This is a genomic window from Kitasatospora xanthocidica (assembly GCF_014656195.1).
Taxonomy (GTDB): Bacteria; Actinomycetota; Actinomycetes; order Streptomycetales; family Streptomycetaceae; genus Kitasatospora; species Kitasatospora xanthocidica.
The window spans coordinates 140,359-165,787 of record NZ_BNBY01000015.1 but is presented as its reverse complement, the minus strand read 5'-3'; the positions used below and the strand labels follow the sequence as shown (position 1 = coordinate 165,787).

Genomic DNA, 25,429 nt, shown 5'->3' with positions numbered 1-25,429 from the left:
CGCCATGCACCTGGCAAGGCTGGGCCGGCACCCCGCGGCCCTGGAGAACTGGACAGCTGGACAGCTGGACAGCTGGACAAGCAGCCGAGGCCGCCCCGGAATCCGGGACGGCCTCGGCCTTGGGAGCTGATCCGACGTGGCGTCAGTTCACCGTGTAGCTGTAGGGGATCGCCGCGAGCACCGCACCGGTGGTGTTCAGGGCGTTGTTGGCGGTGGCCACCCCGGTCGGGCCGGACACCAGGTACAGCACGCCCTTGACCGTGCTGCCCTTCGGGCCGGTCGGGGTCAGCGTGACCTGCAGCGAGCCGGTGGCGCCCGGCGCGACGGTCACCGGACCGGCGGCCTGGGCCGAGGCGTTCACCGCGGCGGCGTACGGGTCACCGGTGCTGGAGGTCAGCGCCGGGTCGAAGGCCTGGGTGTGCGCGGTGGCCGTGATGGTGGAGGTGCCGGTCGGGGCGCCGCCGTTGCCGAACGGGCCGATCTGCTGCACGAAGGTGCTCCAGTTGCCCGGGACGACCGGCTGCTCGGCGGTGCCGTTGTCGGTGACGACCGAGATGGTCGAGCCGTTCTGGGCCTTCTTCAGGTCGCCGAACAGGTCCGGCGAGCCGGTGGTGGCGCTCAGCTCGATCTGCGCCGGCGTGCTGGACGCCGCCACGGCCTTGAGCTGGTCGGTGCCCGGCGGCACCAGGAAGGACGGCACCGTGGAGCTGAGGCTCAGCGGCAGGTTGACGGAGGCCGAGGCGCCCTGCGGCACCAGCGGCAGGTCCACCCGGCGGTCCAGCCGGCCGTCGGCCGAGATCTTCTGGGCGGCGACGGTGTTGTTGGTGTAGTTCACCTGGACGGTGACCGGCTTGCCGGCCGCCAGCTTGGTGCGCGCGTCGTTCGGCAGCCCGGCCGCGGTGGCCTGGTTCTGGTTGAACGCGACGGTGCCGGCGAAGTCCTGGGCGAGCTGCTCGCCGCTGACCGGGCCGAGCACGTTCAGGACGAACCGCCAGTGGCCGGCGGCCGGGTTGACGGTGGTGGCCGAGACGCCGGGCGCGGTGCCGGTCAGGGTGCCCTGGGCGTCGAACTGCCCGTTGCCCTCGATGTCGATCGGGGTGCCGTTCGGGCTGATCAGCGCGCCCTGCATGAGCAGGTTGGAGTCCTTGCCGACGGTGACGCCGACCCGCAGGTCCTTCTGGCCCTTCGGGACGTCGAAGCCGTAGGTGAAGCTCTGCGTCGGCGAGGCGCTGCGGCCGTTGCCACCGGTGATGGTGCCGGTGAAGGTGCCCTTGCCCTGGTTGACCGGGACGAGGCTGCGCAGCGTGACCGGGACACTGGTGGTGTTGCCGTTGGAGCTGGAGACGGTGATCGCCTCGCTGGAGTCACCGCTGGTCGCCGGGGTGGTCAGCTGGACCTTGAGGGTCTTGGTCTGACCGGGCTTCAGCTCGGTGGTGCTCGGGCTCACGCCGCCGGCCGGAACGGCCCGCTGGGTGGCGGTGCCGAGCTGGACCGGGCCGGTGAAACCGTTCTTGCCCGCCGGGGTGTAGAGGATCGCGGTCCACTCGCCGGCCACCGGGTGCGGGACGTCCACCAGGCCGAAGTCGGCCGGGGTGGCGCCGCCCTGCGGACGGGTGTTGGTCTCGAAGCGGCCCGACGGGTCGAGCAGCGTCATGCGGACCACCGGGCCGTTGGTGACCGGGTTCGGCGCGCCGTGCCAGGCGATCGAGGCCGCGAGGCGGTCGGCACCGGCCGGGACGGTGAACTTGACCTGCTTCTGCACCCAGTCCGTGCCGTTGGTGGCGTACTTGAAGGTGTCCGTCGAGGAGGAGTCCAGCTGGACGGTCTGCCGGTTGCTCGCCTGCGGGACGAAGCCGCGGGTCGCGGCGCTCACCGTCTGGGGCTCGTCACTGGTGTTGGTGACGGACACGTCGGTGGTGTGGGTCGAGCCGGGGGCGCCGGCGATGTCGACCTGGCCGGTGTTGACCACCACGGTGTTGGCGCCCGGGGTGCCGTCCCCGTCGTCGTAGCCGCGGGCGGCCTCGACGGCGGCGCGGACGTTCAGCAGGCCGGCGCCCTGCTCCTCGGCCGGGATGCCGAGGTCGGTGGCGGTGCCGGTGAGGAACTTCTTCACCAGCGCCGGCTTGGGCGAGTCGCCGCCGTGGGTGTCGCGGTAGGCCTGGATGACCAGGGCCGCGGCGCCGGTGACGAACGGGGCCGACTGGCTGGTGCCGCCGAAGGGCTGGATCGGCGAGGGCTTGCCGTTGAAGCCCGTGCAGTCCTGGTACTTGGCGGTGTCGGGGGTGCAGAGCGCCCAGTCCGACTCGCCCGGGGCGACCAGGTCGACCGTACGGCCGGCCTGGGTGAAGCCGCCGGAGGAGAGCGCGGAGATCCGGCTGTTGCTCCAGGTCTTGTTGGAGAACTGGGCGGCCGCGTAACCGGTCTGCTGGTAGTTCTGGTTGTCGGTGGAGGCACCGACCGAGATCACGGACGGATCGGTGGACGGCGTGCCCACGGTGCCGCTGATGCCGGCGTCGCCGGAGGAGACGGCGACGGTGACACCGGCCTTGACGGCCTGCTCGTTGAAGAGCGAGATGGTGTCGTGCGCGCCGCTGTCCGGGGTGACGTTGCCGCCGAAGGACTCGTTGAGCACGTCCACGTGGGCGACCCGCACCGCGTAGTCGATCGACTGCAGGATCGACGAGTTGGACATCAGCTCGCCGCCGGCCTTCAGGGCGACCAGGTCGGCGTCCGGGGCGAGGCCGCGGATGCGGATGTTGCAGCCGGCCGGCAGCGGGTGCGAGGCGTTGACGAACTGCGAGACGTCGTAGACCTGGCGGCCCTGGGCGATGACCGCCGAGGCGTCGCCGAAGGCCTCCGCCGCGCCGGTCGGAGCGTCCCAGCCGTCACCCGCGAAGTCCTGGTAGTCGACCACGGCGTGCGAGCCGTCGGCCCGGATGAAGTCCGGGTTGTTCGGGTCGAGGCCGTCCGCGATGTAGGCGACCTTGACGCCCTTGCCGGTGGCCAGGTTCTCCACGCCGGGCTTGCCGTTGCCGGTGTAGGCCCGGGTCGAGTAGAGGCCCTCGGGCTCCAGCAGCGGCTTGCTCGGGTCGGAGGGGCAGACCGTGTTGGTCGCGTTCTCCTCGGCGCCCTGACCGTTGCTGCCCGTAACGGCCTGCGGTGCCGCGGCGGCCTTGGGCGCCTTCGCACCGGCCGCGTCCGCGGCGGCGGCGTCCTTGGCGGCCTTCTTCGCCGCGCCGGCGGCCGCCGGGGCGACCTGGACCTGGGTGTCCGCCACCACGGAGGAGACGGCCGGGTCCGCCTGCAGCTGGGCGCGCAGGGCGGGGCTGACCGTGGCCGAGAAGGCGTTGCCGACCACGAAGGACTTGACGTTCGTACCGCCGTTGGCCTTCACCCGGTTCAGCAGCGGCGCCTGCGAGCTGGCGGCCTTCTGCTGGCGGGCTCCCAGGTGACCGTGGTCAGCCGGGGCGTCCGCTATCTGGTCCTTCAGGATCACGATCACGGGCACCGGGGTCCCGTCCGCGGACGCCGTCGGGGCGTTCTGCGGGTCCGGGGCCGGTGCCGCGTCGGCGATGGTCCCGAGGCTCAGGATCATGGACGCGGCGGTGACTGTGACGCCAACGGTGAGCTGGGCTTTCCGCCAGCCGATCATGGACATCCTTTCGTCAGATGAATGGATGACGCAATCCAACGCAGCTGGACACGATCACGACAAGGGGGTAAATCCCCATCAGAAAGTAAAGTTGACCATCGTTCAGTAAAATTCACGGCGGAAATCGGGCCGAATCCACATCTTTCAGCCGATCGGCCCTGCGCGGCCCCGAACACCCCCGTACCGGGGATTCCGGTGGCGGACTCTGGACAGTGGCGAACCCTCGCCACCGGGTGACCACTTGTCGACACCGCGACATTCCCTGCCCCTGCCGACAATCCCTTCCCCGCCGCGCCGCGGGGAAACCGGCGCGGGAACCGACGCGGGAAACCGGCATCGGAAACCGGCGCGCGGACACCGGGGCGCGGCGGCCGGCCCGGCGCGCGCCGGCCGCCGCGAGGAATCAGGACCCGGCCAGCCGCTCCTGAGCGTCCGCCAGGTCCTCGGCGGTGGGCGCGTCGTCCTGGGTCAGCCGGTGGCGCCAGTACCCGGTGAAGTCGACGGACGGCTTCGGCACCCCGCGCTCCTCCACCAGGTGGCGGCGCAGCGCCCGGACCGCGCCCGCCTCCCCCGCCAGCCAGGCGTACGGCGTGCCGGCCGGCAGCTCGGCGGCCCGGACGGCCCCGGCCAGTACGGCTCCCGGGGCGGCACCGTCCCGGTGCAGCCAATGCACGGCGAGGTCGGCGCGGCTCTCCAGCGGATGCCGCTCGGCCGCGTCCTCGACCTCGACGTACGCGAGCGCCCGGACCCCGGCGGGCAGCGCCCCGACCAGCGTCGCGAGCGCGGGCAGCGCGGTCTCGTCCCCGGCCAGCAGCACCCAGTCGGCGGCCGCCGCGGCCTCGGCGAACGGGACCGGCGGGGCGTACAGCGCGGACGGGCCGACCATGCCGAGCCGCTGCCCCGGCGCCGCGCGCAGCGCCCAGGCGGCGGCCGGTCCGGTGTCGCCGTGCAGCACGAAGTCGATCTCGACCAGCCGGGCGCCGGGGCGCCTGCGGCGCAGCGTGAAGCTGCGCATCAGGGGGCGGTCGGCCTCCGGGATCGCCAGGTAGGCCCGGTACCAGCCCATCGGGTCGTCCTGCGGCGCGGGCAGTACCGGCTCGGCCTGCCCGGGGCGGGGGAAGCAGAGCTTGAGCTGCTGGTCGGGGGTGGTGCCGACGGTGTCGGCGAGTTCCTCGGCCGCGAAGGTGATCCGGGCGGTGCGCGGCGTGATCCGGCGGACCTCGACGACTTCGACGAAGGTGACGGGCAATGTCATCGCGAAACCCCTTCGGTTGGTAACCTTACGGCATAAAGAGTTGCCGCGGAGGCGATACTTTACGCCATAAGGAGATGCTGGATGACCGTCTACGCCGGGCAGGGCGACGCCCACCGCTCGCTCGCCCTGCTGTGGGGCGCGCCCGAGGAACCGCGCACCGGACGCAGCGGCCCCAAACCGGGCCTGAGTGTGGACGCGATCGTGTCCGCCGGAATCGCGGTGGCCGACGCCGAGGGCATGGCCGCGCTCTCCATGCGCGCCGTGGGCGAACGACTCGGCCGCACCGCGATGGCGCTCTACACGTACGTGCCCGGAAAGGCCGAACTCCTCGACCTGATGCACGACCGGGCCCTCGCCGAGCTCCCGGCCGGCCCCCCGACGGCGGACGACTGGCGGGAGGCCGTCACGGTCTGGGCCGAGGAACTGCACGCCTGCTACCTGCGCCACCCCTGGGTGCTCCAGGTCTCCCAGGCCCGCCCGGTCCTCGGCCCCGCCGAACTCGCCGCGATGGAAACCCTGCTGCGCGCCCTTCAGCCCGCCGGCCTGCCGCCGCGGCGGCTGCGCGGGGCGGTCGCCGCCCTCTGGCAGTTCGTCCGCGGCCTCGCCGCCGCCACCGCCGAGACCCGCGCCGCGGCCGCCGTCACCGGGGTCACCGACGAGGACTGGTGGATCGCCCGGTCCACCCGACTCGCCGAACTGGCACCGGACTTCACCGACCGCTTCCCCCTCCTCACCGGCCTGCAGAGCGCCCCCGCCGACACCCCCGGCTCCGCCCCCGAGGACAGCCACCGAGAAGCCTTCCGCACCGGCCTCGCCATCCTGCTCGACGGCATCGCGGCGGCCCGCTGACCCTCCCCCGGCGACAGACGGGCCGTCCGACCGGGGTCGCGGTGCCCGCGACATGAAAACGTAACGTTTCCGTGAAAAGTCATCAGGCGTAAAGTCTTCCCCAAGACCTCCCCCATCTGGCATGTTTCCTTCAATTCCCGTGCGATCCCCCTCACGCGCGGGCCGAATCGGAGGACACGTGTCACCCCTGATATCCCGGCGGCTCGGCCGCCCGGCCGCAGCCCTCGCCGTGCTCTCGGCCATGGCGCTCGCCACCCCCGCCGCGTTCGCGGCCACCACCCCGGCCGTCCCCGGCGCCGTCGCGGCGCCCGCCGCCGTCCAGGCCCCCGCCGTCGCGGGCACCGCGGCCGGCTGGGCCGCCGGCACCCGCGCCTACCTGGTGATCAGCGCACCCGCCGACGTCGCCGCCGCCAAGACCGCCGTCGCGGCCAAGGGCGGTACGGTCTTCGCGAGTTACGACCCGATCGGCGTCATCGTCGCCCACTCGACCGCCGCCGGCTTCGCCGCCGCGCTGCGGACCGTCGCCGGCATCCAGCAGGTCGGCGCGACCCGCACCTCGGACGTGCCGGCCGACGCCTACAACCCGGCGCTGCCCGCCAACCCGGCCCAGTCGGCCACCACGCTCACCGAGTCCAACCGCTGGGACATGACCCAGATCAAGGCCGACCAGGCCTGGAACGTCACCACCGGCTCCCCGTCCGTCAAGGTCGGCGTGCTCGACACCGGCGTGGACGACCAGCACCAGGACCTCGCGCCCAACTTCGACGCCGCCGACTCGGCCTCCTGCGCGTACGGCAAGGCCGACACCCGCAGCGGCGCCTGGCGGGACGTGGACACCCACGGCACCCACGTGGCCGGCACCATCGCGGCCGCCAAGAACGGCAAGGGCGTCATCGGCGTCGCCCCGGGCGTGAAGATCGCCTCGGTCCGGATCGCCGAGCCGACGAGCACCCTGTTCTACGCCGAGAACACCGTCTGCGGCTTCGTCTGGGCCGGCGACCACGGCTTCAAGGTCACCAACAACAGCTACTACACCGACCCCTGGCAGTTCAACTGCCCGAACGACCTCGACCAGGCGGCCATCATCGAGGGCGTCAAGCGCGCCCAGGAGTACGCCGAGGGCAAGGGCTCGCTGCAGGTCGCGGCGGCCGGCAACTCGAATTATGACCTGGCGAACAAGACCACCGACAGCGAGAGTCCGAACGACTCCACCAAGGTCACCCGGACCATCAGCAACGCCTGCCTCGACATCCCCACCGAACTCCCCGGAGTGGTGACCGTCGCCGCCACGGGCAGCGGCAGCGGCAAGGCCTCCTACTCCAACTTCGGCCGGGGCGTCATCGACGTGGCGGCGCCCGGCGGGGACGGCGCCACCGGCGTCTACTCGACCCTGCCCGGCGGCAAGTACGGCACCAAGAGCGGCACCTCGATGGCCTCCCCGCACGTCACCGGGGTGGCCGCGCTGATCGCGAGCGCCGACCCGTCGCTCACCCCGGCCGACATCCGGGCCCGGCTGGCGAGCCAGGCCAACGACCTGGCCTGCCCCGCCTCCGACAGCCGCTGCACCGGCACCACCGCCAACAACGGCTTCTTCGGCGAGGGCCAGGTCGACGCGCTGAAGGCCGTCGGCGGCAGCACCCCGCCCGCCGGGAAGTACTTCGAGAACACCGCCGACGTGGCGATCCCCGACAACACCACGGTGGAGAGCGCGCTCACCGTCACCGGAGTCACCGGCAACGCGCCCGCCACGCTCAAGGTCGGTGTGGACATCAAGCACACCTACCGCGGTGACCTGGTCCTCTCCCTCGTCGCCCCCGACGGCACGGTCTACCTCCTGGAGGACTTCGCCGACAACGACAGCGCCGACGACGTCGCCAAGACGTACACCGTCAACGCCGCCGCCAGCGCGGCGAACGGCACCTGGAAGCTCCGGGTGAAGGACGGCGCCTCGGGTGACACCGGCACCATCGACTCCTGGAACCTCACCTTCTGAGCCTTCCAGCCCTGCTCCTCCCCGTCGCCCGCCGGGCTACCCCCGGCGGGCGGCGGGGATCGCCAGCAGGACGCCCAGCACCAGCAGCGCGGCGTACCCGGCCGTCTCGTGACCCTCCGGCACCAGGAAGCGGACGAAGCCGAACAGCCGGAATCCCCCGAGCCAACCGGACAGCAGGCCGGAGGCGCCGCCGAGGATCAGCGTGAAACCGAGGTAGCCGAGCAAGGTCTTCATACCCGTGAGCCTAGGAACCCGTCACCGGCCGGTCATCCGACTTTCGGCGCGGCCGGGCACCACCAAAGTCGTGCACCCGTCGAACCCCGCCCGCCGCGCCGCCCTGTCCGCCGCGCCCGGCCCTCGTGGGCTCCGGACGGAGCAGCAGGCACGGCGGCGCGGCGGTGACCCGGGTTACGTTCGCCGTGTGCCTCCCACGCGCATATCCCAGAAGTCGCCGTACGTGACCAGGGCCGCGGCCGGTGCCGCCGCCTCCGCGCTGGTGCTCGCCGTCGGCGCCTCGACGGCCCTCGCCGCCCTCGCGCAGGACGCCGCCGGGGTCGTCGGCGGGGAGCGGCTCGGCCGCCCGGACGTCCAGGTCGCGCCGCTGAGCGGGGCGCCCGCCCTGCCGCCCGAACTGACCGGGCGTTCCTGGCTGGTCGCCGACGCCGCGACCGGCGAGGTGCTGGCCGCCCGCAACGCCCACCAGCCGATGCCGCCCGCCAGCACGCTCAAGATGCTGTTCGCCGACACGGTGCTGCCCAAGTTCGACCGCGCGCAGGAGCACCAGGTCACCCCGGCCGAGCTCGCCAACCTCGGCGCCGGCAGCAGCCTGGTCGGTGTCAAGGAGAACCTGCCGTACCGGGTCGAGGACCTGTGGCGGGGCGTCTTCCTCAGCTCCGGCAACGACGCCGTGCACGTCCTCGCCCACATGAACGGCGGCCTCCAGCAGACCGTCACCGAGATGCAGGCCCGCGCCCGGACCCTGCAGGCGAACGACACCCGGGTGCTCTCCCCCGACGGCTACGACATGGACGGTCAGGTCTCCTCCGCCTACGACCTCACCCTGTTCGCCCGCGCCGGCCTGCGCAACGCCGACTTCCGCTCCTACTGCGCCACCCGTACCGCGCACTTCCCGGGCGGGCTGGACAAGCTGACCGGCCAGCGCACCAGCTTCGACATCGCCAACACCGACCGGCTGCTCGGCAAGTACCCGGGCCTGATCGGCGTCAAGAACGGCTACACCACCAACGCCGGCGCCACCTTCACCGGCGCCGCCGAGCGGGGCGGCCGCACCCTGCTGGTCACGGTGATGCACCCGGAGGCGCAGGGCAAGGTGTACGACGAGGCGGCGAGCCTGCTCGACTGGGGCTTCGCGGCCGCCGGGAAGGTCCAGCCGGTCGGGCAACTGGTCGCGGACACCGCCGCCCCGGCCGCCGGCGCGGCCACCGGACCCGCCGCCGGGCCCGCCACCGGCGCGGCCACCGGGCAGGCCGCCACGGCCGCCGAGGCCGCGGCCGACTCCCAGCTGCCGCCGTGGTCCCGCCCGCCCGTCCTCAGCGGTGGCGGCTCGGGCCTCGCCCCCGCCGTCTGGACGGCCGCCGTCCTCGGCAGCGCCCTCACCGCCCTGGCCGCCGCCCGTACGGTGGCCCGGCGCCGCACCGCCCCCGTACCCGCTCCGGCCGTCGCCGGATCCCCGGCCGGACGCGGTGCTGCCGCCTACCGCGGCGGCGCGACCGCCCTGGGCGGCGCCACCGCGGTAGGCGGCCGCGGCCGGCGCCACCTGGCCCGCCGCGCCCGCGCGGCCCTGCGCTCCGCCCGCACCCGCCGGTCCCGAGCCGCCTCCGGTCCCCTCTAGAATTCCGGCCATGACCACGCCCGACCCCGCCGCCGCCGACCGTCTCGCCAGGATCGTCCGGCTCTCCTCCGGCAGCTACCTGCTCGTCACCACCTACAAGAAGGACGGCACGACGGTGCCGACCCCGGTGTGGGTGGTCCGTGACGGGGAGGCGCTCGGCGTCTGGACCGTCGCGGACTCCTGGAAGGTCAAGCGGATCCGCAACCGCGCCGACGTGCTGGTCGGCCCGTGCGACGTCAAGGGCCGGCCGGCCGGCGAGCAGTACCCGGCGACCGCCGAGGTCCTCGGCCCCGAGCGCACCGCCGCCTACCGGACGCTGCTGCGCCAGAAGTACGGCCTGGTCGGTGTGCTCACCCTGCTCGGCAGCCGGCTGCGGCGCGGCGAGCGCGGCACCGTCGGCATCCGGATCACGCTGGCGGACTGACTCACGCCGGCGGACCGACCGCGGTTCAGCCCTCGGTGACAGGCACGGCCAGGATGGTGGCAGGCTTGGCGACCGTGGAAGAGAACGAGGACACCCCGACCCTGCTGGTCGTGGACGGCGCGAACGTGGTCGGGTCGGTGCCCGACGGCTGGTGGCGGGACCGGCGCGGCGCCGCCGAGCGGCTGCGGGACGCGCTGGTCGCCGTCGCCGGGCGCGGCCTGCCCGAGCACCCCGGACCGCTGGAGGTGGTCCTGGTGGTGGAGGGCGCGGCCCGGGGCGTCACCGGGCTGCCCGAGGTGCGGGTGGTCGAGGCGAGCGGCAGCGGGGACGACCGGATCGTGGAGCTGGTCCGGGCCGCCCGCGCCGAACACCCCGGCCGGAGCTGCCTGGTGGTCACCGCCGACCGTGAACTGCGCTCCCGCGTCGGCGAGTTGGGCGCCGCGGTGACCGGTCCCCGGAGCGTACGGCCGTAGCCGCGCCCGCGGGGTGGACGGCCGTGGCCCTCACCGCGCGCCGGTTCACGCGCGGGCGTCCGGCTCCCGGTTCCTCGGCCGGCGGCCGGCACGGCGGCAGCCCCGGGCGAGACCCACCGCCGCGACCGTCAGCGCGATCAGGAGCAGGTCCGGCCCGTACGAGAACGACATGAACCCCGCGGCGCCCGGGTGGGACCGCAGCTCGACGGAGCCTTCCGGGACGGTGTCCGTCAGCAGCGTGTGCACCCACGCCAGGACCGCCACGCCGGCCACGCCCACCGCCAGCAGGGACCCGGCACTCATGCCCGACCGGCGGCCGGCCCGCCACCAGCCCCGCAGCGTGTCCACCGCCCCGATGACCAGCGCGATCCCGAGCGCACCGGCCGCGGCCATCCAGGCCCCGACCGCGACCGCGCCCAGCACCGAAGCGGCGAGACTTCCGGCCCCCCGCCCCGTCCACGCCTCCGCGGACCCGTCGGACGGGGCCACCGCCCGTGCCAGCAGCCAGCCGGCTCCGCCCAGGACCGCCAGGCCGGCCGCAGCCCGTGCCCACAGCACCCCGGCACCGCGGCGCCCGTTTCCTCGTACCACCAGATCCCCCACCCTGCCTCGTTGCGGAGGTCAACATACCAACCGGTAGGACGTCGGCCCGCGGCGCTTCCCTGCCCGGGCAGCGGGAGACCGTGGACCGTCATCGCGCCGCACGGGCCCGATCCGCCGGCCGGCCTCGTCCGCCGCGTCCTCCCACCGATTTCCGACCGTACGGGAACCGATCCGGGTGCCCGTCCGACTGGTGGGGGGTGAGTGCGAAATCGCCGGGTGTCCGGCCGTCGAGTGTGCTGGCGGGGTTCGCCCTGCTGCTGGTGGTGGTGTTCGTGGTGGCCTACGGGGTGGGCCGGCAGGTGGGGCCGGTGGCGCCCGGGCTGCGGCCGGCCGACGGGGGCGGGGCGTCACCCGGGATGGACGGGCACGGCATGGGCGGGATGCGATGAGCGCCGTCGCGGGGGCCGAGGCCCTGCTCTCCACCGACCTGGCGGTCGGCGGGATGACCTGTGCGGCCTGCGTGGGCCGGGTGGAGAAGCGGCTGGGCAGGATCGACGGGGTGACGGCCGGGGTGAACCTGGCGACCGGCCGGGCCCGGGTGCTGCACCCGGCCGGGGTGCCGGTCGCCGACCTCGTGGCGGCCGTCGAACGGGCGGGCTACACCGCCGAGTTGGCGCCCGAGGGGGTGCCGGTCGGGGCGGCGGAGGAGGAGCCGGACGAGCGGTGGCGGCTGCTGGTCACCGCCCTGCTGGCCGTCCCGGTGCTGGTGCTCTCCATGGTGCCCTCGCTGCAGTTCACCGCGTGGCAGTGGGTCTGCTTCGCGCTGGCCGTCCCGGTGGTGACCTGGGGTTCGGCCGCCTTCCACCGGCGGGCCTGGCAGGGGCTGCGGCACGCCGCGGCCACCATGGACACCCTGGTCAGCCTGGGGGTCCTGGCCTCCTTCGGCTGGTCGGCGTACGCGCTGGTGTTCGGCGGGGCCGGGGATCCGGGCATGCGGATGCCGTTCTCGCTGACCGCCGACGGCGGCGGCGCGGCCCACGTCTACCTGGAGGCGGCGGTCGGGGTGCCGCTGTTCGTGCTGGCCGGACGGCTGCTGGAGGGCCGGGTGCGCCGGCGCAGCGGGTCCGCGCTGCGGGCGCTGGCCGAGCTGGGCGCCAAGCGGGTCTGCCTGCGCGGGGCGGACGGCGAGGAACGCCTCGTACCGATCGAACTGCTGCTGCCCGGGCAGGAGTTCGTGGTCCGGCCGGGCGAACGGGTGGCCACCGACGGGGTGGTGGTCGAGGGCGGTTCGGCGCTCGACCTGAGCCTGCTCACCGGTGAGAGCGTGCCGGTCGAGGTGGGCCCCGGGGACCGGGTGGCGGGTGCGACGGTGAACGTCGGCGGCGCACTGGTGGTCCGGGCCACGGCCGTCGGCGCGGACACCCAACTGGCCCGGATCACCGCCCTGGTCGCGGACGCCCAGGCCGGCAAGGCGCGGGCGCAGCGGCTGGCGGACGCGGTGGCCGGGGTGTTCGTGCCCTGCGTGCTGACGGTCGCGGCCTCCGTGCTGGGCTTCTGGCTGGGCGCGGGCGCGGCCCCGCAGGCGGCGGTCACGGCGGCCGTCGCGGTGCTGGTGGTGGCCTGCCCGTGCGCGCTGGGCCTGGCCACGCCGACGGCGCTGCTGGCGGCGACCGGGCGGGGCGCGGAGCTGGGCGTGCTGGTGCGCGGCCCGGAGGTGCTGGAGAGCCTGCGCCGCGTGGACACCGTGGTGATGGACAAGACCGGGACGCTGACCACCGGCCGGATGGAGCTGACGGCGGTCACCACGGCCGACGGCGACACCGACGGCCCGGAGGAGCGCGTGCTGCGGCTGGCCGGCGCGGTCGAGCACCGCTCCGAGCACCCGATCGGCCGGGCCGTCGCGGCGGCGGCACGGGAACGCTGCGGCGCCCTGCCGCCCGTGGACGGCTTCGCCGCCACCACCGGGCTCGGGGTGTCCGGCACGGTCGAGGGCCGGGCGGTCCGGGTGGTCCGCCCGGACGGCACCCCGCTGCCCCCGGCGCTGGCCGAGGCCGTCGAGGCGGCCGGCGACGCGGGCCGGACGGCCGTCCTGGTCGAACTGGACGGGCGCCCGGCGGCCGTCCTCGCGGTCGGCGACACCCTGCGCTCGGGCAGCTGGCGGGCGCTGCACCGGCTGCGCGGAATGGGGCTGGAGACCGTCCTGCTGACCGGGGACGGCCAGGGCGCCGCCCGAGCCGTGGCGGCCGAGCTGGGCATCGAGCGGGCGCACGCCTCGGCCTCGCCCGAGCGCAAGGCCGAGGTGGTGGCCGAACTGCGCGCCGCCGGACGGACGGTGGCCGTGGTCGGCGACGGCGTCAACGACGCGGTCGCCCTGGCCTCCGCCGACCTGGGCGTGGCGCTGGCCTCGGGCAGCGACGCCGCGATCGGCGCGGCCGGGCTGACCCTGGTACGCGGCGACATCGAGGCCGTGGTGGACGCCGTCCGGCTGGCCCGGCAGACCCTCGCCACCATCCGGGCCAACCTGCTGTGGGCCTTCGGCTACAACCTGGTGCTGATCCCGCTGGCGGCGGTCGGACTGCTCAACCCGATGCTGGCGGCCATCGCGATGTCCCTCAGCTCACTGCTCGTGGTGGGCAACAGCCTGCGGCTGCGCACCTGGCAACCGGGCCGGGGCGGTTCGGCCCGCGGGAAGGGGGCCCGGCGGTGAACGGCCCCTTCGAACGGCTGAAGGTCGTCGGCCCGCCGGTCGGCGCGGCGGCGCTGGCCCTGGTCCTGCTGTCCGGCTGGACGGCGTTCGGCGGGGCGGGCCGCTCCCGCCCGGTGGAGGCCGGCCCCGGCTGGGTACTGCTGCCGACGACGGGCGCGGCCACCGCCACCGCGGCCTTCTTCACGATCCGCAACCCCGGCGACATACCCGACGAACTGACCGGCGCCAGCTGGGAGTTCGGCGGCCAGATCACCCTGAAACGGCACCTCCACCAGGGCGCCGCGGGCCGCTGGCAACCGGTCCCCGCCCTGCCCGTCCCGGGCCGCGGCGAACTCGCGATGACCCCGGAGGACGCCGACCTGATGATCGCCGACCCGCCACCCCTCCACCCCGGCCAGCAGGTGCGGTTCACCCTCACCTTCCGCCACAGCCCCGACCTCCACCTCACCGCCCAAGTCCTCACCCCAGCCACCCGCCCCCGCTGACCGGCCCCACCCGCTCAGGCCTGCGCCGCCCCGGCCGGTCATCGCCCCGCCGTAGGTGGCGACGACCGGTGGCGGGGTGTCCGATCGAGAGGCATCGATGGCGGCGACCCGGCGCCCTGCGAGTCGCCGCCATCAGCCGGGTCAGGTGAAGGTGACAGTGCCGCTGGGCAGTTGGACGGTGTTGGTGCACCCCAGCGCCTTGTCGATCGCCTGGCGGGCGAACGCCACCGACAGTTCGGCCGTCTTCTGCCGCCCGGGAGCCGGGGTGGACGAGCCCTCGGGAGTCCGGAGTTCGACCGAAGCCGTGTAGTACCAGGTACGGTCCGCACCATCGGGCGTCGCCCCGGTCGTACAGGAGAAGCGGACCACGGCTGAGCGCTCGCCGGCTTCGCCGTCCGGGAACGGCAGGAAGTCCTTCGCCACCTGCTGCCCTTCGTTGTGGATGCGCTCCGCCTCGGTGGCGGCACCGATCGCGGTGACGACCAGACTGCGCCGGCCGTCCCCGCTCGCCGTGCACGACAGGTAGGCGGGTGCGGACCCCGTGGCCGGCGTGAACGTCGTGCGCACCGTGACCGGCGAGGCCGAGGACAGGGCCTCGCTGAAACGTACGTCGTCGAGGACGCCTCGGCATTCGCCGAGCGGAAGGTGCGCCACTGATCGCCGGTCGGCCACCGGATCCCGCGAGCGGTCCCACAGGAGCAGGCCGCCGCCGGCCAGCAGTACGAGCAAGGAGACCGCGACCAGCCATGACCGACCAACCTTCACCTGCTGGTTCCCCCTCCTCGGCAACCTCCCGGGCCCCTCGGCCGCGGCATCGCGGGGCGCGGCCGTCACTTCTTTCCGTTCGCGGTGCTGTTCGCCCCGCCACCCACCGCACCGCCCTGAGCAGCCTGCCCGCCGACCCGTGCGGCGAGGTCCTCGATCTGGGCCTGGGTGAGGGCCGAGCCCTTCGCCGCGTCCCGCACCGCCTGAGCCGCGCTGATCGCATTGGAGTTGCGGCCGCTGTCCGACTCGTGGCCCGCCTCGTCCCGGGCGGCCGCCGTCGTGTCCTGCTGCACGCTCGCAGTGACGCCTTGCAGGATCTGGTCGACGATGAAGTCCGATGCCTTTGACGCACCGGCCGCACCGGCGACACCGTCGGTGATCCCGCCGATGGTGGTGCTGAAGGCCGTCTTGGCCCAGAACGAGCCGTTCTGGACCGCGTCGTTGAACGCCTTGTCCGTGGCCGCGTGCTGCTTGAAAACGGCATCGGCCCGGGCTTCGTTGAGCACTCCGGCCACTGATCCCCCCGCGTTGGCAGCGTTCTCCACCGGAATGGCGAGCTTCGCGGTGTCGGTCTCCCCGCCGGCGAAGGCGCCGTGGATCAGAGCGGTGGTGTACGCCTGCTGGGCGTTGACGACACTTCCGTAGGCAGCCGGGTCCCGGCCGATCACGTTCAGCACGGACCGGACGTCGGAGGTGCTGAGCCTGGCCGGTTCGCCGTTCACCGGCAACGTGTGGTCCCACGGCGACATCGCACGCTGGACGTCCCCCATGTAGTCGGCGGCCATCCTGCCGAGGCTCGGACGCAGGGCCGCCAGCGGCGCACCGGGGTCGGCACCCCCGGTGATGCGCGCGAGGCTTCCTCCCTCGTCCCGTCCGAACTCCTTCATCACCTTGTTCATCACGTCCGCCTGATCGGCGAGGTGCTTCGCCGGGGCCGAGGGCATGTCGTCGTACGGGTGACCGCTGGTCGCCGCCTCGAGCGCATGCCCGAGAGCGACGGGTCCGCTGGCCCGGGAGCCGGCCACGACGTCCTTGTCCTGGGAGACGGTGTCCCCCCTGAACTCCTTGTCGTGCGCCAGGTAGTGCAGGTAGTCCGCGGGCTTCGCGTTGCCGTTGGGGCTGACCGTTCCATCGGTGTTGTACGCGGTGGGCTGGTCGTGGAAGAACTTGGTGGCCGCCTCCGGGCTGTGGGCCAGCGCCTCCAGGATTCCCGACACGGGCTCGAACCCGGCCCCGCCGTCCTGGCCCAGGATGTTGAAGCCCAGCCGCTCGGGACTCCTGCTCACCAGTGCCGGAGTCCAGAACCGCATCGTCGGGTGCGTGTCCTTGGCGTCGAGTTGAAGGACGTGCTCGGCTATCGGGTTCAGGAAGTGGGGGTCGTAGTTTCCCGTGCGGAGGATGCCGGCCAGCACCTGGTAGCCCCGCGGGACCCATGGCTTGCCCGCTGTCGTCTCGGGCGCCTCCCACAACGGCTCCGCGCCGGCCTTGCGCAGGTCGGCCGCCCACTGGTCGGACAGGTGCGGCTCGTTGGTGGTGCGTGTGGCGGTGGCCAGCGCGGTTCCCAGGTTCTTCTGCAGTTCCTGGTACTGCTTCCAGCGTGCCTCGCTCGCTCCGGCGACGCTGTTGTCGTCCCCGACCATGCTGTTCCAGAACAGCAGCAGGCCCTTGGGGCCGACATCCTGGTAGAACCCGGTCGTGAACTTCGGATCGGTCGCGTGGGAACGCAGTAGGCTGTTGAGCTCTACGAGTTCCGCGTCCGAGAGCTTGTTCCCCCTGGACACCAGCTGAGCCGCTCGCCTGGCATCGGCTTCCGGGCCTCCACCGACGGCTTGTCCGTTGAAGGAACCGTCCTTGTCGCTGGAGGCGTCGGTCCGCAGAGCGAAACAGGCCCGCTGGTCCGCCTCCGTGGCGTCACGGAGAACGCCGTCGACCCGGGCCCGTATGTCGCCGGCCTTGGCCCGGTACTGGTCGTGGTGGGCGGTCGCCGCCTGCGGGTCGTTCTTCACGGCCTTGTCGGGATCCGGCCAGCTGACCGTTCCGTCGGGGCTGACGGTGAGTCCATCAGCCGTGGCCTCGGCGACCAGTGCAGCGAGTTTGTCCTTGGCGGCCTGGATCTCGGTGGCCACCTCCCGTAACACCGACGCGAGGGCTCCGGCTTCGGTCGCCGCCGCGTTGAGCTGGTCATTGCCGCGCTGGAGTGCCGGTTTGGCCGACTCGGCGCTCGGACCGGTCCACCCGGAACCGTTGATCTTGGCGACCACCACGCTGTTCCACTCGCCGTCCAGCGCCTTGAGCTTCGCGGCCACCTCGTCCCAGGCCCCCGCGGCCGCCCCCAGCGAGTCCACCTTCGCGTTGGTCAGATCGTGAAAGCCGACCACGACGCATCAGCTCCCGTCCGCTTTGAACGTGCCCGCGACCGCGGCATTGGCATCGCGGTAGTTCTTGGCCGTCGACCGCACATTCTGCGCAAGTCCACCGATCACCTTCGAGAGCGCCAGGATCTGCTTGTCCCAGGTCGCCGACGCCTCTTTGCACGCCCCGCCGAGACCGAACCCGACGAGCCCTCCCCCTACCGCGGCCATCTCGTCGTCCGCACTCCGGCATTCGCCCATGAGACGGCCGTTGATCTGCTCGGCGTCCGTGGCCGCGGCGTCGAGCGCGCCCGGATCGACCGAGAAGCCGCCACCGGCCGAAGCGCCTGCCGAGTTGAGCTGCGTCCGAGCAGCTTCCCGGCGCTGGGCTTCGGCAGTCAGGTTGCCATCCGCGTCGTACGCCCATGGGTTCATCAAACGGTCGAACTCGGTCGCGCGATCGGACATCGTCCGTTCCACCCCCTACGGCTGATCGAGGCCAGCCCCCTCACGACAGACCGATCGATCGTACCCATCACACGCACAGGTGCACGCCAACTCCCTTAATTCACAGGAGAAAGGACAGGTACGCCGGCCTCGGGGAGGAGATCATGCGGCGGGGCGCGCATCCGGCTCGCAGCACCAGTTGTACGTGGCCCGGGCCCTCTGCCGGATGTGCGCGGCGGCCCCGGCGGGCGGCAGGGCCCTACGGCCCGTCGCGCGCCGGGGCCTTGGTCGCCTCACCCGTGGGGGACGACCGCGACCGGTGCCTCCGCGTGGTGCAGTACCGCGTGCGCGATCCGGCCGAGGCGGGGGCCGAAGTCGACCGGGCGGTGGCGTCGGCCGACCACGACCAGCGCGGCTCCGGTTGAGGCCTCGACCAGGCCGCGGGCCGCACCCAGCCGGACGTCCTCGACCACCGCGACGTCCGGGTGCCGCTCGCGGGGGCCGGCCAGGGCGAGCGAGAGCAGCTTCGCCTCCAGTGCCTCCAGCTGGGCGATCTCGGCCGCCGGGACGGCCCCGCCCGCGTAGCCGAACAGCGGTGGCAGGTCCCAGCCGTGCACCGCCCGGACCCTGACCCCGCGCAGGGCGGCCTCGCGGAAGGCGAAGGCCAGCACCTCCTCCTCCGGGGCGTGCCCGTCGACGCCGACCACCACCTCGGCCGTGCCGTCCGCGGCCTCCCGGGCCTCTCCGGCCTCGCGCACCACGACCACCGGCACCTCGCTGCGCCCGGCCACGGCCATGCTGACCGAGCCGAGCAGCAGCCCGGTGAAGCCGCCGAGGCCGCGCGAGCCGAGCACCAGCAGTTCCGCGTCCCCGGCGGCGGCCACCAGGCCGTCGACCGGCGCGTCCAGCACCGCGTCGGTCCGTACGGCCAGGTCCGGGTACCGCCCGCGGAGGTCCTCGGCCGCCTCGGTCAGGGTCCGCTGGACGACGTCGGGGAGGTCGTCGGGCTCGGCGAACGACGACACGCCGTCCGTCAGCCACGGCCAGGCGTGCACCAGCCGCAGTGCGGCGCCGGTGCGCACCGCCTCCTCGGCGGCCCAGTGGGCGGCGGCCGTGCTCTGCGGTGAGCCGTCGATCCCGGCCAGCACGGTCGGCGTCAGCTCGCTTCGCTCGCTCATGAGCGTTCCTCCACGGTGTCGGCACTCGGTGGTTCGGAGCCGGCGGCGGCGCGCTGACGCTCCGTCCGCTCCTCCCCCACCCTGGCAGCCGCCCACGGCCCCGCGACAGAGGCCGCAGGACCCTCGGCCACGGGACGAAAGGCCCGCTTCGGGAGCCTACGACCGACCCCGCCCTCCACTCCGCCGACACCCTGGCACTACCGTGAGCAGGGGCGATCCCGCCGATCGGACGGCCACAAGGCCAGACGGGACACGGCAGGGCACGAGGAGGAGGACAGCGGTGGGCGGAGCGGACGGCAGCGCGGCGGGTGGCGGCGCGCGGATGCCCCGGCTGCGCCTGGACGAGCTGCTGGAGGAGCTCCAGTGGCGGATCGACGCGGCCCGCGGGACGCAGAACCGGGTGCACAGCCTGCTGGAGGCGGTGCTCGCGGTCGGCCGTGAGCTGGACCTGGCGCAGGCGCTGCACCGGATCGTCGAGGCGGCCGCGGACCTGGTGGACGCCCGGTACGCCGCGCTCGGGGTGATCGGGCCGGACGGGCACTCGCTGTCGCAGTTCCTGACGGTGGGTCTGACCGACGAGGAGATGGCCGAGATCGGCCCGCCGCCGGCCGGCCGGGGCATCCTGGGCGAGCTGATCCGCGAACCGCGGCCGCTGCGCTGCCCGGTGCTCTCCGACCACCCGGCCTCGGTCGGGTTCCCGCCGAACCACCCGCCGATGCACACCTTCCTCGGGGTGCCGGTGCGGGTGCACGGCGAGGTGTTCGGCAACCTCTACCTGACCGACAAGCGCGGCGGGCTGGACTTCGACGAGGACGACGAGGCGGTGATCGCCACCCTGGCGGTCGCGGCCGGGGTGGCGATCGACAACGCCCGGCTGTACGAGGAGGCCCAGCTGCGCCAGCGCTGGCTGCGGGCGAGCACCGAGATCACCCGCAGCCTGCTGTCGGGGGCGCCGCGCCTGGAGGTGGTCGAGCGGATCGCCCGGCGGGCCCGGGAGATCTCCGGCGCGGAACTGGCGGACGTGTCGGTGGCGCTGGCGGGCCCGGAGGAGCGCGCCGAGGAACTGGCGGTGGAGGTCGCGCTGGGCGGTACGCCGTCGGCACGGCTGGGGGTGACGGTGCCGGTGGACGGCACGCTGTCCGGTGCCGCGTACGCCTCCGGGTCGCCGGTCACCAGTGACGAGCTGGCCTGCGATCCCCGTTTCCCGGCCGGTCCGGCGGGCCGCTTCGACGGGCTGGGCGCGGCGGTGGCGGTGCCGCTGGGCACCGGCCCCGGGTACGGGCGGGGCGTGCTGCTGCTGGCCAGGGCGCAGGGGCAGCCGGCCTTCGGGCCGGAGGAGACCGGTCCGCTGCTGGGCTTCGCCGACCAGGCGGCGCTCGCCCTGGAGCTGGCCGAACGGCGGCGCGACGCCGAGCAGTTGACCCTGTTGGAGGACCGTGACCGGATCGCCCGGGACCTGCACGACCTGGCGATCCAGCGGCTGTTCGCGACGGGCATGACGCTGCAGAGCGCCGGCCGGCTGATCGAGAGCCCGGCCGCCGCGGACCGGGTGGCCCGGGCGGTGGCGGACCTGGACGAGACCATCAAGATCATCCGTTCGACGATCTTCGGTCTGCGCGCCCACAGCGAACCCGACCGCGGCCTGCGCGCCCGGGCCACCCGGGTGGTCACCGAGGCCCAGGGCCCGCTCGGCTTCGCGCCCCGGCTGAGCATGGAGGGCCTGCTGGACACCGACGTGCCGCCGGAACTGGCCGAGCACGTGGTGGCCGTCCTCGCCGAGGCGCTCAGCAACGCCGCCCGGCACGCCCGCGCCTCCCGGGTCGAGGTGACGCTGCGCGCCCTCGCCGGCCGGGTGGCGCTGACCGTCGCGGACGACGGCGTGGGCGTGCCCGAGGGCGGACGGCGCAGCGGCCTGCGCAACCTCGCCGAGCGCGCCGAGCGGGTCGGCGGCTCCTTCGCCGTCACCCCCGCCGAGGACGGCGGCACCCGGCTGGCCTGGGAGGCCCCGATCGGGTCCTGAGGCCCTGCCGGGCCCGATGCGGGGCCCCTGCCGGGCCCGGAGGACCCGGGTCCGGCAGGGGCGGGCGGCGCATCAGCCGCGGCCGATGCCCCGGCCCTCGTCCGGGATCCACGACCCGTGGAGGCCGGCGCTGACCCGGTGCGGCAGGTGGACGGTGGCGACCCGGTCGAGGCCGGAGGCGTCCAGGACGAGCAGCTGGGAGGCGTCCTGCTTGAGGTCCGTCACGACGGTGAGCAGGTAGCCGTCGTCCTCGGCGCCGGCGTCGGCGGCCGGGACGAACAGGGCCTCGCTGGGCATCCGGGCGTCGCCGACCCGGCGGATGCGGCGGGCGCCGGTGACCCGGTCGTACTTGACGACGCCGTAGCCGCCGTGGCCCGCCTCGTCCGGGAAGGAGACGGCGTACTGGTAGCGGTTGTCGGCGCCCAGGTACTCCTCGTTGAGGGTCGGGAACTCCACCGGCAGGTCGTCGACGATCCGCTCGTCGACGGTACCGGCCACCGGGTCGACCACCCAACGGCGGGTGTAGGAACGGGAGACGGGCTCGCTGCCGCGCCCCGGCCTCCCGGTCCACCAGTTCCAGGACAGGGCGAAGCCCTCCCGGTCGACGGTCGGGCCCTCCAGGACGATCCGGCCCCGGCTGTCCTCGTAGGCGTTGGAGACATGCAGCATGTTGCCCGGTTCGACGGAGAACCACCGGATCGCCCGGGCACCGTCCGCACCGCGCGGCATCACCCCGATCCGGGCCGCCTGCTCGTCCTTCCAGCCGTACGGGATCCCGGAGTGCTCGGCGGGGTCGAAGGTGACGGACCCCTCGACGAACACCACGTGGCCGCGGGTGATCGCGAAGTCGTGCTTGAGCGAGGCGCTCGCACCGGGCACCTCGGCGCTGTGGACGATCCGGCCCTTGGCGTCGGCCACGTGGTAGGTGAGGAACGGGGGGACGGGCGAGGAGCCGAAGAAGTGCAGTTCGCCGGAGACCGGGTCCGCCTTGGGGTGCGCGGTCATCGCGGTGCGCAGCGTCCCGCCGAAGTCGTAGGCGCCGACGGTCTCCAGCTCGGGGGTGAGCTCGAAGGGCAGGTTGGCCTCGCACAGGGCCAGCAGGCGCCCGCCGTGCTCGATGACGTGGGTGCCGGCCGCGCTGGCGGTCAGGTCGGGGCCGTGCTCCGTCAGGTAGGGGGCGCCGTCCAGGGCGGGGGTGCGCACCCAGCGGTTGCGGTACCACTCGGCGCGCCCGTCACGCAGCCGCAGGCCGTGGACCATGCCGCTGCCCTTGAACCAGTGGGTGGGCGTGACGCCGGGCTTGGGGTTGTGGCTGTTGCGGACCAGCCGGCCGCTGAGCTCCGGGGGCAGGGCGCCCTCGACGGTCAGCCCGGTGGCGGTGACCTCGTCGACGACGGGGGTGTAGTGGCCGGTCAGGTAGGGCTTCTGGTCGGTCATGACGGTTGCCTCTCACTGGGATATGACGATGGGTCAGTTGATTCGGCGCGGCGGCGCCGCCCGGGGGGTCAGGCGCTCTGTCCGACCCGGGGTTCGCGGTGGTCGGGCGCCGGCGGTGCGTCGGCCGCGGCGCCCGTCCCGCCGGCACGCCGCAGCCCGGTACGCCGCAGCCCGGTGCACCGGAGCAGCAGCGGGGCGAGCAGCGCGGTGGCCGTCAGGACGGCGGCCGAGACGGCGAAGGCGGCCCGGTAGCCGGCGGTGAGCGCCTCCGGGTGGGAGTGGTGGCCGGCCGCCCCGGCGGTGACGGATCCGGCGAGTGTGGTCAGCACGGCGAGGCCGATCGCGCCGCCGACCTGGCGGGTGGTGTTGACCAGTCCGCCGGCCAGTCCGGCGTCCTGGGGCGGGACGCCCTCCACGGCCAGCGCGGTGAGCTGGACGAAGGCGGCGCCGAGGCCCAGGCCGATCAGCAGGGTGGGGCCGAGGACGTCGGTGGCGTACCCGCCGTCGGCGGCGATCCGGGACAGCCACAGCAGGCCCGCGGCCTCGGTGAGCAGCGCGGCGACCGCGGTCGTGGTGGCGCCGATCCGCCGGGCGATCCGTGGCGCCAGCGCCGCACCGAGCATGTTGGCGGCGGCGAGCGGGAGTTGAGCCGCTCCGGTGGCCAGCGGCCCGGACCCGAGGACCTGTTGCTGGTAGAGCGGCAGGAAGAAGAACAGCGCGATCCAGACCGAACCCAGCAGGACCATCAGCAGGTTGCCGGCGGCCACCCGCCCGGTGGTGAGCAGTCGCGGCGGCACCAGGGCGTTCGGCCGGCGGCGCTCGATCGCGGCGAAGGCCACGAGCAGGACGACGGCGGCCGCCAGCGCGCCCACCACCCGGCCGTCGCTCCAGCCGGCGCCGCGCGCGGTGGTCAGGCCCCAGACCAGGCAGGTCAGGGCGAGGGTGACGGTGAGGGTGCCGGCCAGGTCGAACCGCCCGCTCCCCCGGCCGCTCCCCCGGCCGACCACCGATCCTTCGTCCGTCGGCACCAGGACGGCCACGGCGGCGAGGACCAGCGCCGACCCCAGGGCGACCGCGTGGAAGATCCACGGCCAGCCCCAGGCCTCGGTGAGCACCCCGCCCAGCAGGACGCCGCCCGCGCCGCCCGCGCCGGAGACCGCGCCCCACACCCCCAGCGCCCGGCCGCGCCCGGGGCCGGACGGGTCCTGCACCAGGGCGAGGGCGAGCGCGGCCGGGGCGATCGCCGCGGCGGCGAGGCCCTGGAGGGCCCGGGCGGTGATCAGCACCTCCGGGGTGGCGGCCAGCCCCGCCGTCAGCGAGGCGGCCGCGAACAGCCCGGCCCCGGCGATCAGCACCCGGCGGCGCCCCAGCAGGTCCGCGGCCCGTCCGCCGGCCGGCAGCAGCGCGCCGAACGCCAGGCCGTACGCGTTGACCACCCAGGTGACGGCACCGTCCGAGAGTCCGGTCCCGGCGCGGATCTGGGGCAGTGCGACGTTCACGATCGAGGTCGCGAGCATGACCGTGAACTGGGCCGCGGCGAGCGCGGCGAGCGCGGCTCCCGGCCGTGGGGCACGGCCGGCCCCCGGCCCCTTCGGTGTGCGTACGAGGTTCATGCCGCAGAGCCTCGGGCCGGGCGCCGTCCACCTGCCAGGCCCGCCGGGCCCGGGGACTGTCCATCACTGTCCACCGCTGTCCGGGGTCGGCCTGCGGTCCATGGCCGAGCGGGCCGAAGAGCTCGGCGGCACCTTCACCGCCGGCAACGCCCCCGCCGGTGCCGTCGTCCGCACGGTCCTCTCCCGTGGCCGGGCCGACTGACCGGGCGGGCCGACTGACCGGGCGGGGAGCGCACCCCGGTCGACGGGCTCCGACGGCCCGGGGGCATGATGACCGGATGCCGAACGCCGCAGCACGCACCGCTCTCCTCGACCACCTCCGCAGGACCCTTCCCGGTCGTGTGATCGACGAGGTCCCCGGGGTGGAGGGGCCGATCGAGGACCGCGTGCCCGGGTTCCGGATCTTCCGGATCCATCCCGCCCGCCCGGGTGACTGGTGGCTGTACGTGACGTCGGGCTGCTGGGAGTCGACGCAGCACGACGGTCACGGGACGGAGTTCTTCCTGGCCGCACCGCGTGACGAGTGGGTCAATCTGGAGAGCGTCACCATGAACGCGTACTACCACTGCGGGCCCGTTCGCCAACGGCTCGACGTCGGCCACACCGTCCCGATCGGCCGCCCGTGGCTGGACGACTCGGACTGCGACCACTACCTGGTGAGCCTGCCCTATCCGTTCGGGCCCGAGTTCGAGGTCTGTACCTGGGACGGCGGGGCCCACGCCCGGATCCTCTGGCTGCTGCCGATCACCACGGCCGAGAAGGACTTCCGGCGGGAAGGCGGCCTGGAGGCCCTGGAGAGCCTCTTCGACGAGCACGCGATCGACCCGGTCGATCCCCGGCGGGCCTCCGTCGTCTGACCGGCGCACTCCGTCGTCTGACCCGCCGCACCTGCCGGGCCGGGTTCAGTGCGACCAGAACGGGTCCTCGTACCGGGGGAGGATGTCGGGGCGGCCGTCGGGCAGGGTCGGCTCGGGGACGTAGGTGCCGAAGGGGTCGCGGTCGCGGATGACCGGGATGGGGCCGACGCCGGCCTGGAAGGTGATGTTGCCCGCGGCGCCGACGAGCAGGCACACGCCGTACCCGTCGGGTGTGGAGGCGAACATGGCGGGCTGGCTGGGGTTGACGGCGGTGATCCGGTAGCCCCGGGCCCGCCAGCCGCGTTCGGTGATGCCCAGCAGCGCGCCGTACTTGGACGGGGCGACCTTGGTCATGACGTACCGGTCGCGGGTGGCGGTGGCGTAGCCCAGGGAGTGGTCGTCCGGGCCCGCGGTCCGCTCGGTGGACCACGGCCAGCCGTCCCGGTAGCGCAGCGGGGGGCGGATGGCGGACATCGCCTCGTCGAGGAGGGCGTCGAGTGCCTGGACGGCCTGTTCGGGGGTCATGGG

General features: G+C 74.1%; 21 protein-coding genes. 10 read left to right on the top strand and 11 right to left on the bottom strand.

Translation table 11 applies throughout. The annotated features are described in order from the left end of the window. Positions 1-142: 142 nt before the first annotated feature. Together IE332_RS25005 and IE332_RS25000 are read right to left on the bottom strand one after the other, a co-directional pair. Positions 143-3,595, bottom strand: a complete 3,453-nt coding sequence (locus tag IE332_RS25005; RefSeq protein WP_229928887.1) for a S8 family serine peptidase — start codon at positions 3,593-3,595, stop codon at positions 143-145. 460 nt (positions 3,596-4,055) lie between these two features. Then, positions 4,056-4,907 (bottom strand): siderophore-interacting protein, encoded by an 852-nt coding sequence (locus tag IE332_RS25000; RefSeq protein WP_189920399.1) that lies wholly within the window; start codon positions 4,905-4,907, stop codon positions 4,056-4,058. An 81-nt stretch (positions 4,908-4,988) separates the two neighbouring features. Here IE332_RS25000 and IE332_RS24995 point away from each other — a divergent pair, with 81 nt between their 5' ends. Then, complete coding sequence (locus IE332_RS24995) at positions 4,989-5,756, top strand: TetR/AcrR family transcriptional regulator (RefSeq protein WP_189920397.1); 768 nt, start codon at positions 4,989-4,991, stop codon at positions 5,754-5,756. A gap of 241 nt (positions 5,757-5,997) precedes the next feature. Then, positions 5,998-7,749, top strand: a complete 1,752-nt coding sequence (locus IE332_RS24990; RefSeq protein WP_189920461.1) for a S8 family peptidase — start codon at positions 5,998-6,000, stop codon at positions 7,747-7,749. Between the two features lie 36 nt (positions 7,750-7,785). Here the strand turns inward: IE332_RS24990 and IE332_RS24985 are convergent, their stop codons facing one another. After that, positions 7,786-7,983, bottom strand: a complete 198-nt coding sequence (locus tag IE332_RS24985; RefSeq protein WP_189920395.1) for a hypothetical protein — start codon at positions 7,981-7,983, stop codon at positions 7,786-7,788. A 187-nt stretch (positions 7,984-8,170) separates the two neighbouring features. Between IE332_RS24985 and IE332_RS24980 the strand changes: the two genes are divergently transcribed. The 3 genes from IE332_RS24980 to IE332_RS24970 all read left to right on the top strand — a co-directional run bounded on the left by IE332_RS24980 (position 8,171) and on the right by IE332_RS24970 (position 10,498). Continuing rightward, positions 8,171-9,601 (top strand): D-alanyl-D-alanine carboxypeptidase family protein, encoded by a 1,431-nt coding sequence (locus tag IE332_RS24980; protein ID WP_229928885.1) that lies wholly within the window; start codon positions 8,171-8,173, stop codon positions 9,599-9,601. A gap of 10 nt (positions 9,602-9,611) precedes the next feature. After that, on the top strand, positions 9,612-10,025 hold the full coding sequence (locus IE332_RS24975; protein WP_189920393.1) for a PPOX class F420-dependent oxidoreductase: 414 nt from the start codon (positions 9,612-9,614) through the stop codon (positions 10,023-10,025). Positions 10,026-10,090: 65 nt separating this feature from the next. Continuing rightward, positions 10,091-10,498, top strand: coding sequence for a PIN domain-containing protein (locus IE332_RS24970; protein WP_229928884.1), 408 nt, complete (start codon positions 10,091-10,093; stop codon positions 10,496-10,498). A 45-nt stretch (positions 10,499-10,543) separates the two neighbouring features. Here IE332_RS24970 and IE332_RS24965 read toward each other — a convergent pair whose 3' ends face one another. Further along, positions 10,544-11,101 (bottom strand): hypothetical protein, encoded by a 558-nt coding sequence (locus tag IE332_RS24965; RefSeq protein ID WP_189920389.1) that lies wholly within the window; start codon positions 11,099-11,101, stop codon positions 10,544-10,546. A gap of 197 nt (positions 11,102-11,298) precedes the next feature. Between IE332_RS24965 and IE332_RS24960 the strand changes: the two genes are divergently transcribed. Genes IE332_RS24960 through IE332_RS24950 form a run of 3 tightly spaced genes read left to right on the top strand, consistent with a single transcriptional unit; the run spans position 11,299 to position 14,233 of the window. After that, positions 11,299-11,490 carry a hypothetical protein gene (locus IE332_RS24960; RefSeq protein WP_189920387.1) on the top strand — a complete coding sequence of 64 codons (192 nt, stop codon included), beginning with the start codon at positions 11,299-11,301 and terminating at the stop codon, positions 11,488-11,490. Next, entirely contained in the window at positions 11,487-13,748 is a 2,262-nt protein-coding gene (locus IE332_RS24955) for a heavy metal translocating P-type ATPase (RefSeq protein ID WP_189920385.1), read from the top strand. Before IE332_RS24960 ends, IE332_RS24955 begins: the two co-directional genes overlap by 4 nt. Further along, entirely contained in the window at positions 13,745-14,233 is a 489-nt protein-coding gene (locus tag IE332_RS24950; protein WP_189920383.1) for a copper chaperone PCu(A)C domain-containing protein, read from the top strand. The genes IE332_RS24955 and IE332_RS24950 overlap by 4 nt, the downstream gene beginning before the upstream one ends. 141 nt (positions 14,234-14,374) lie before the next feature. On the opposite strand, the gene IE332_RS24945 is transcribed toward IE332_RS24950, so the two are convergent. From IE332_RS24945 to IE332_RS24930, 4 genes are all read right to left on the bottom strand, one after another. After that, on the bottom strand, positions 14,375-14,998 hold the full coding sequence (locus IE332_RS24945; protein WP_189920381.1) for a hypothetical protein: 624 nt from the start codon (positions 14,996-14,998) through the stop codon (positions 14,375-14,377). A 65-nt stretch (positions 14,999-15,063) separates the two neighbouring features. After that, the gene (locus IE332_RS24940) at positions 15,064-17,343 is read right to left on the bottom strand and encodes a hypothetical protein (protein WP_444542945.1); all 2,280 of its coding nucleotides are present in this window, start codon (positions 17,341-17,343) and stop codon (positions 15,064-15,066) included. Positions 17,344-17,382: 39 nt separating this feature from the next. Continuing rightward, a complete protein-coding gene (locus IE332_RS24935; protein ID WP_189920377.1) occupies positions 17,383-17,817 on the bottom strand; it encodes a WXG100 family type VII secretion target in 435 nt (144 codons plus the stop codon). A 272-nt stretch (positions 17,818-18,089) separates the two neighbouring features. Next, positions 18,090-18,974 carry a universal stress protein gene (locus IE332_RS24930; protein ID WP_229928883.1) on the bottom strand — a complete coding sequence of 295 codons (885 nt, stop codon included), beginning with the start codon at positions 18,972-18,974 and terminating at the stop codon, positions 18,090-18,092. 322 nt (positions 18,975-19,296) lie between these two features. Between IE332_RS24930 and IE332_RS24925 the strand changes: the two genes are divergently transcribed. Continuing rightward, positions 19,297-20,994 (top strand): sensor histidine kinase, encoded by a 1,698-nt coding sequence (locus IE332_RS24925; RefSeq protein WP_189920455.1) that lies wholly within the window; start codon positions 19,297-19,299, stop codon positions 20,992-20,994. A 72-nt stretch (positions 20,995-21,066) separates the two neighbouring features. Here the strand turns inward: IE332_RS24925 and IE332_RS24920 are convergent, their stop codons facing one another. Then, positions 21,067-22,431, bottom strand: coding sequence for a carotenoid oxygenase family protein (locus IE332_RS24920; protein ID WP_189920369.1), 1,365 nt, complete (start codon positions 22,429-22,431; stop codon positions 21,067-21,069). A 68-nt stretch (positions 22,432-22,499) separates the two neighbouring features. After that, on the bottom strand, positions 22,500-24,044 hold the full coding sequence (locus IE332_RS24915) for an MFS transporter (protein WP_189920367.1): 1,545 nt from the start codon (positions 24,042-24,044) through the stop codon (positions 22,500-22,502). Positions 24,045-24,322: 278 nt separating this feature from the next. Between IE332_RS24915 and IE332_RS24910 the strand changes: the two genes are divergently transcribed. Then, positions 24,323-24,901, top strand: coding sequence for a suppressor of fused domain protein (locus tag IE332_RS24910; RefSeq protein WP_189920365.1), 579 nt, complete (start codon positions 24,323-24,325; stop codon positions 24,899-24,901). Between the two features lie 45 nt (positions 24,902-24,946). On the opposite strand, the gene IE332_RS24905 is transcribed toward IE332_RS24910, so the two are convergent. Continuing rightward, the gene (locus tag IE332_RS24905; protein ID WP_189920363.1) at positions 24,947-25,426 is read right to left on the bottom strand and encodes a hypothetical protein; all 480 of its coding nucleotides are present in this window, start codon (positions 25,424-25,426) and stop codon (positions 24,947-24,949) included. Positions 25,427-25,429: the final 3 nt, after the last annotated feature.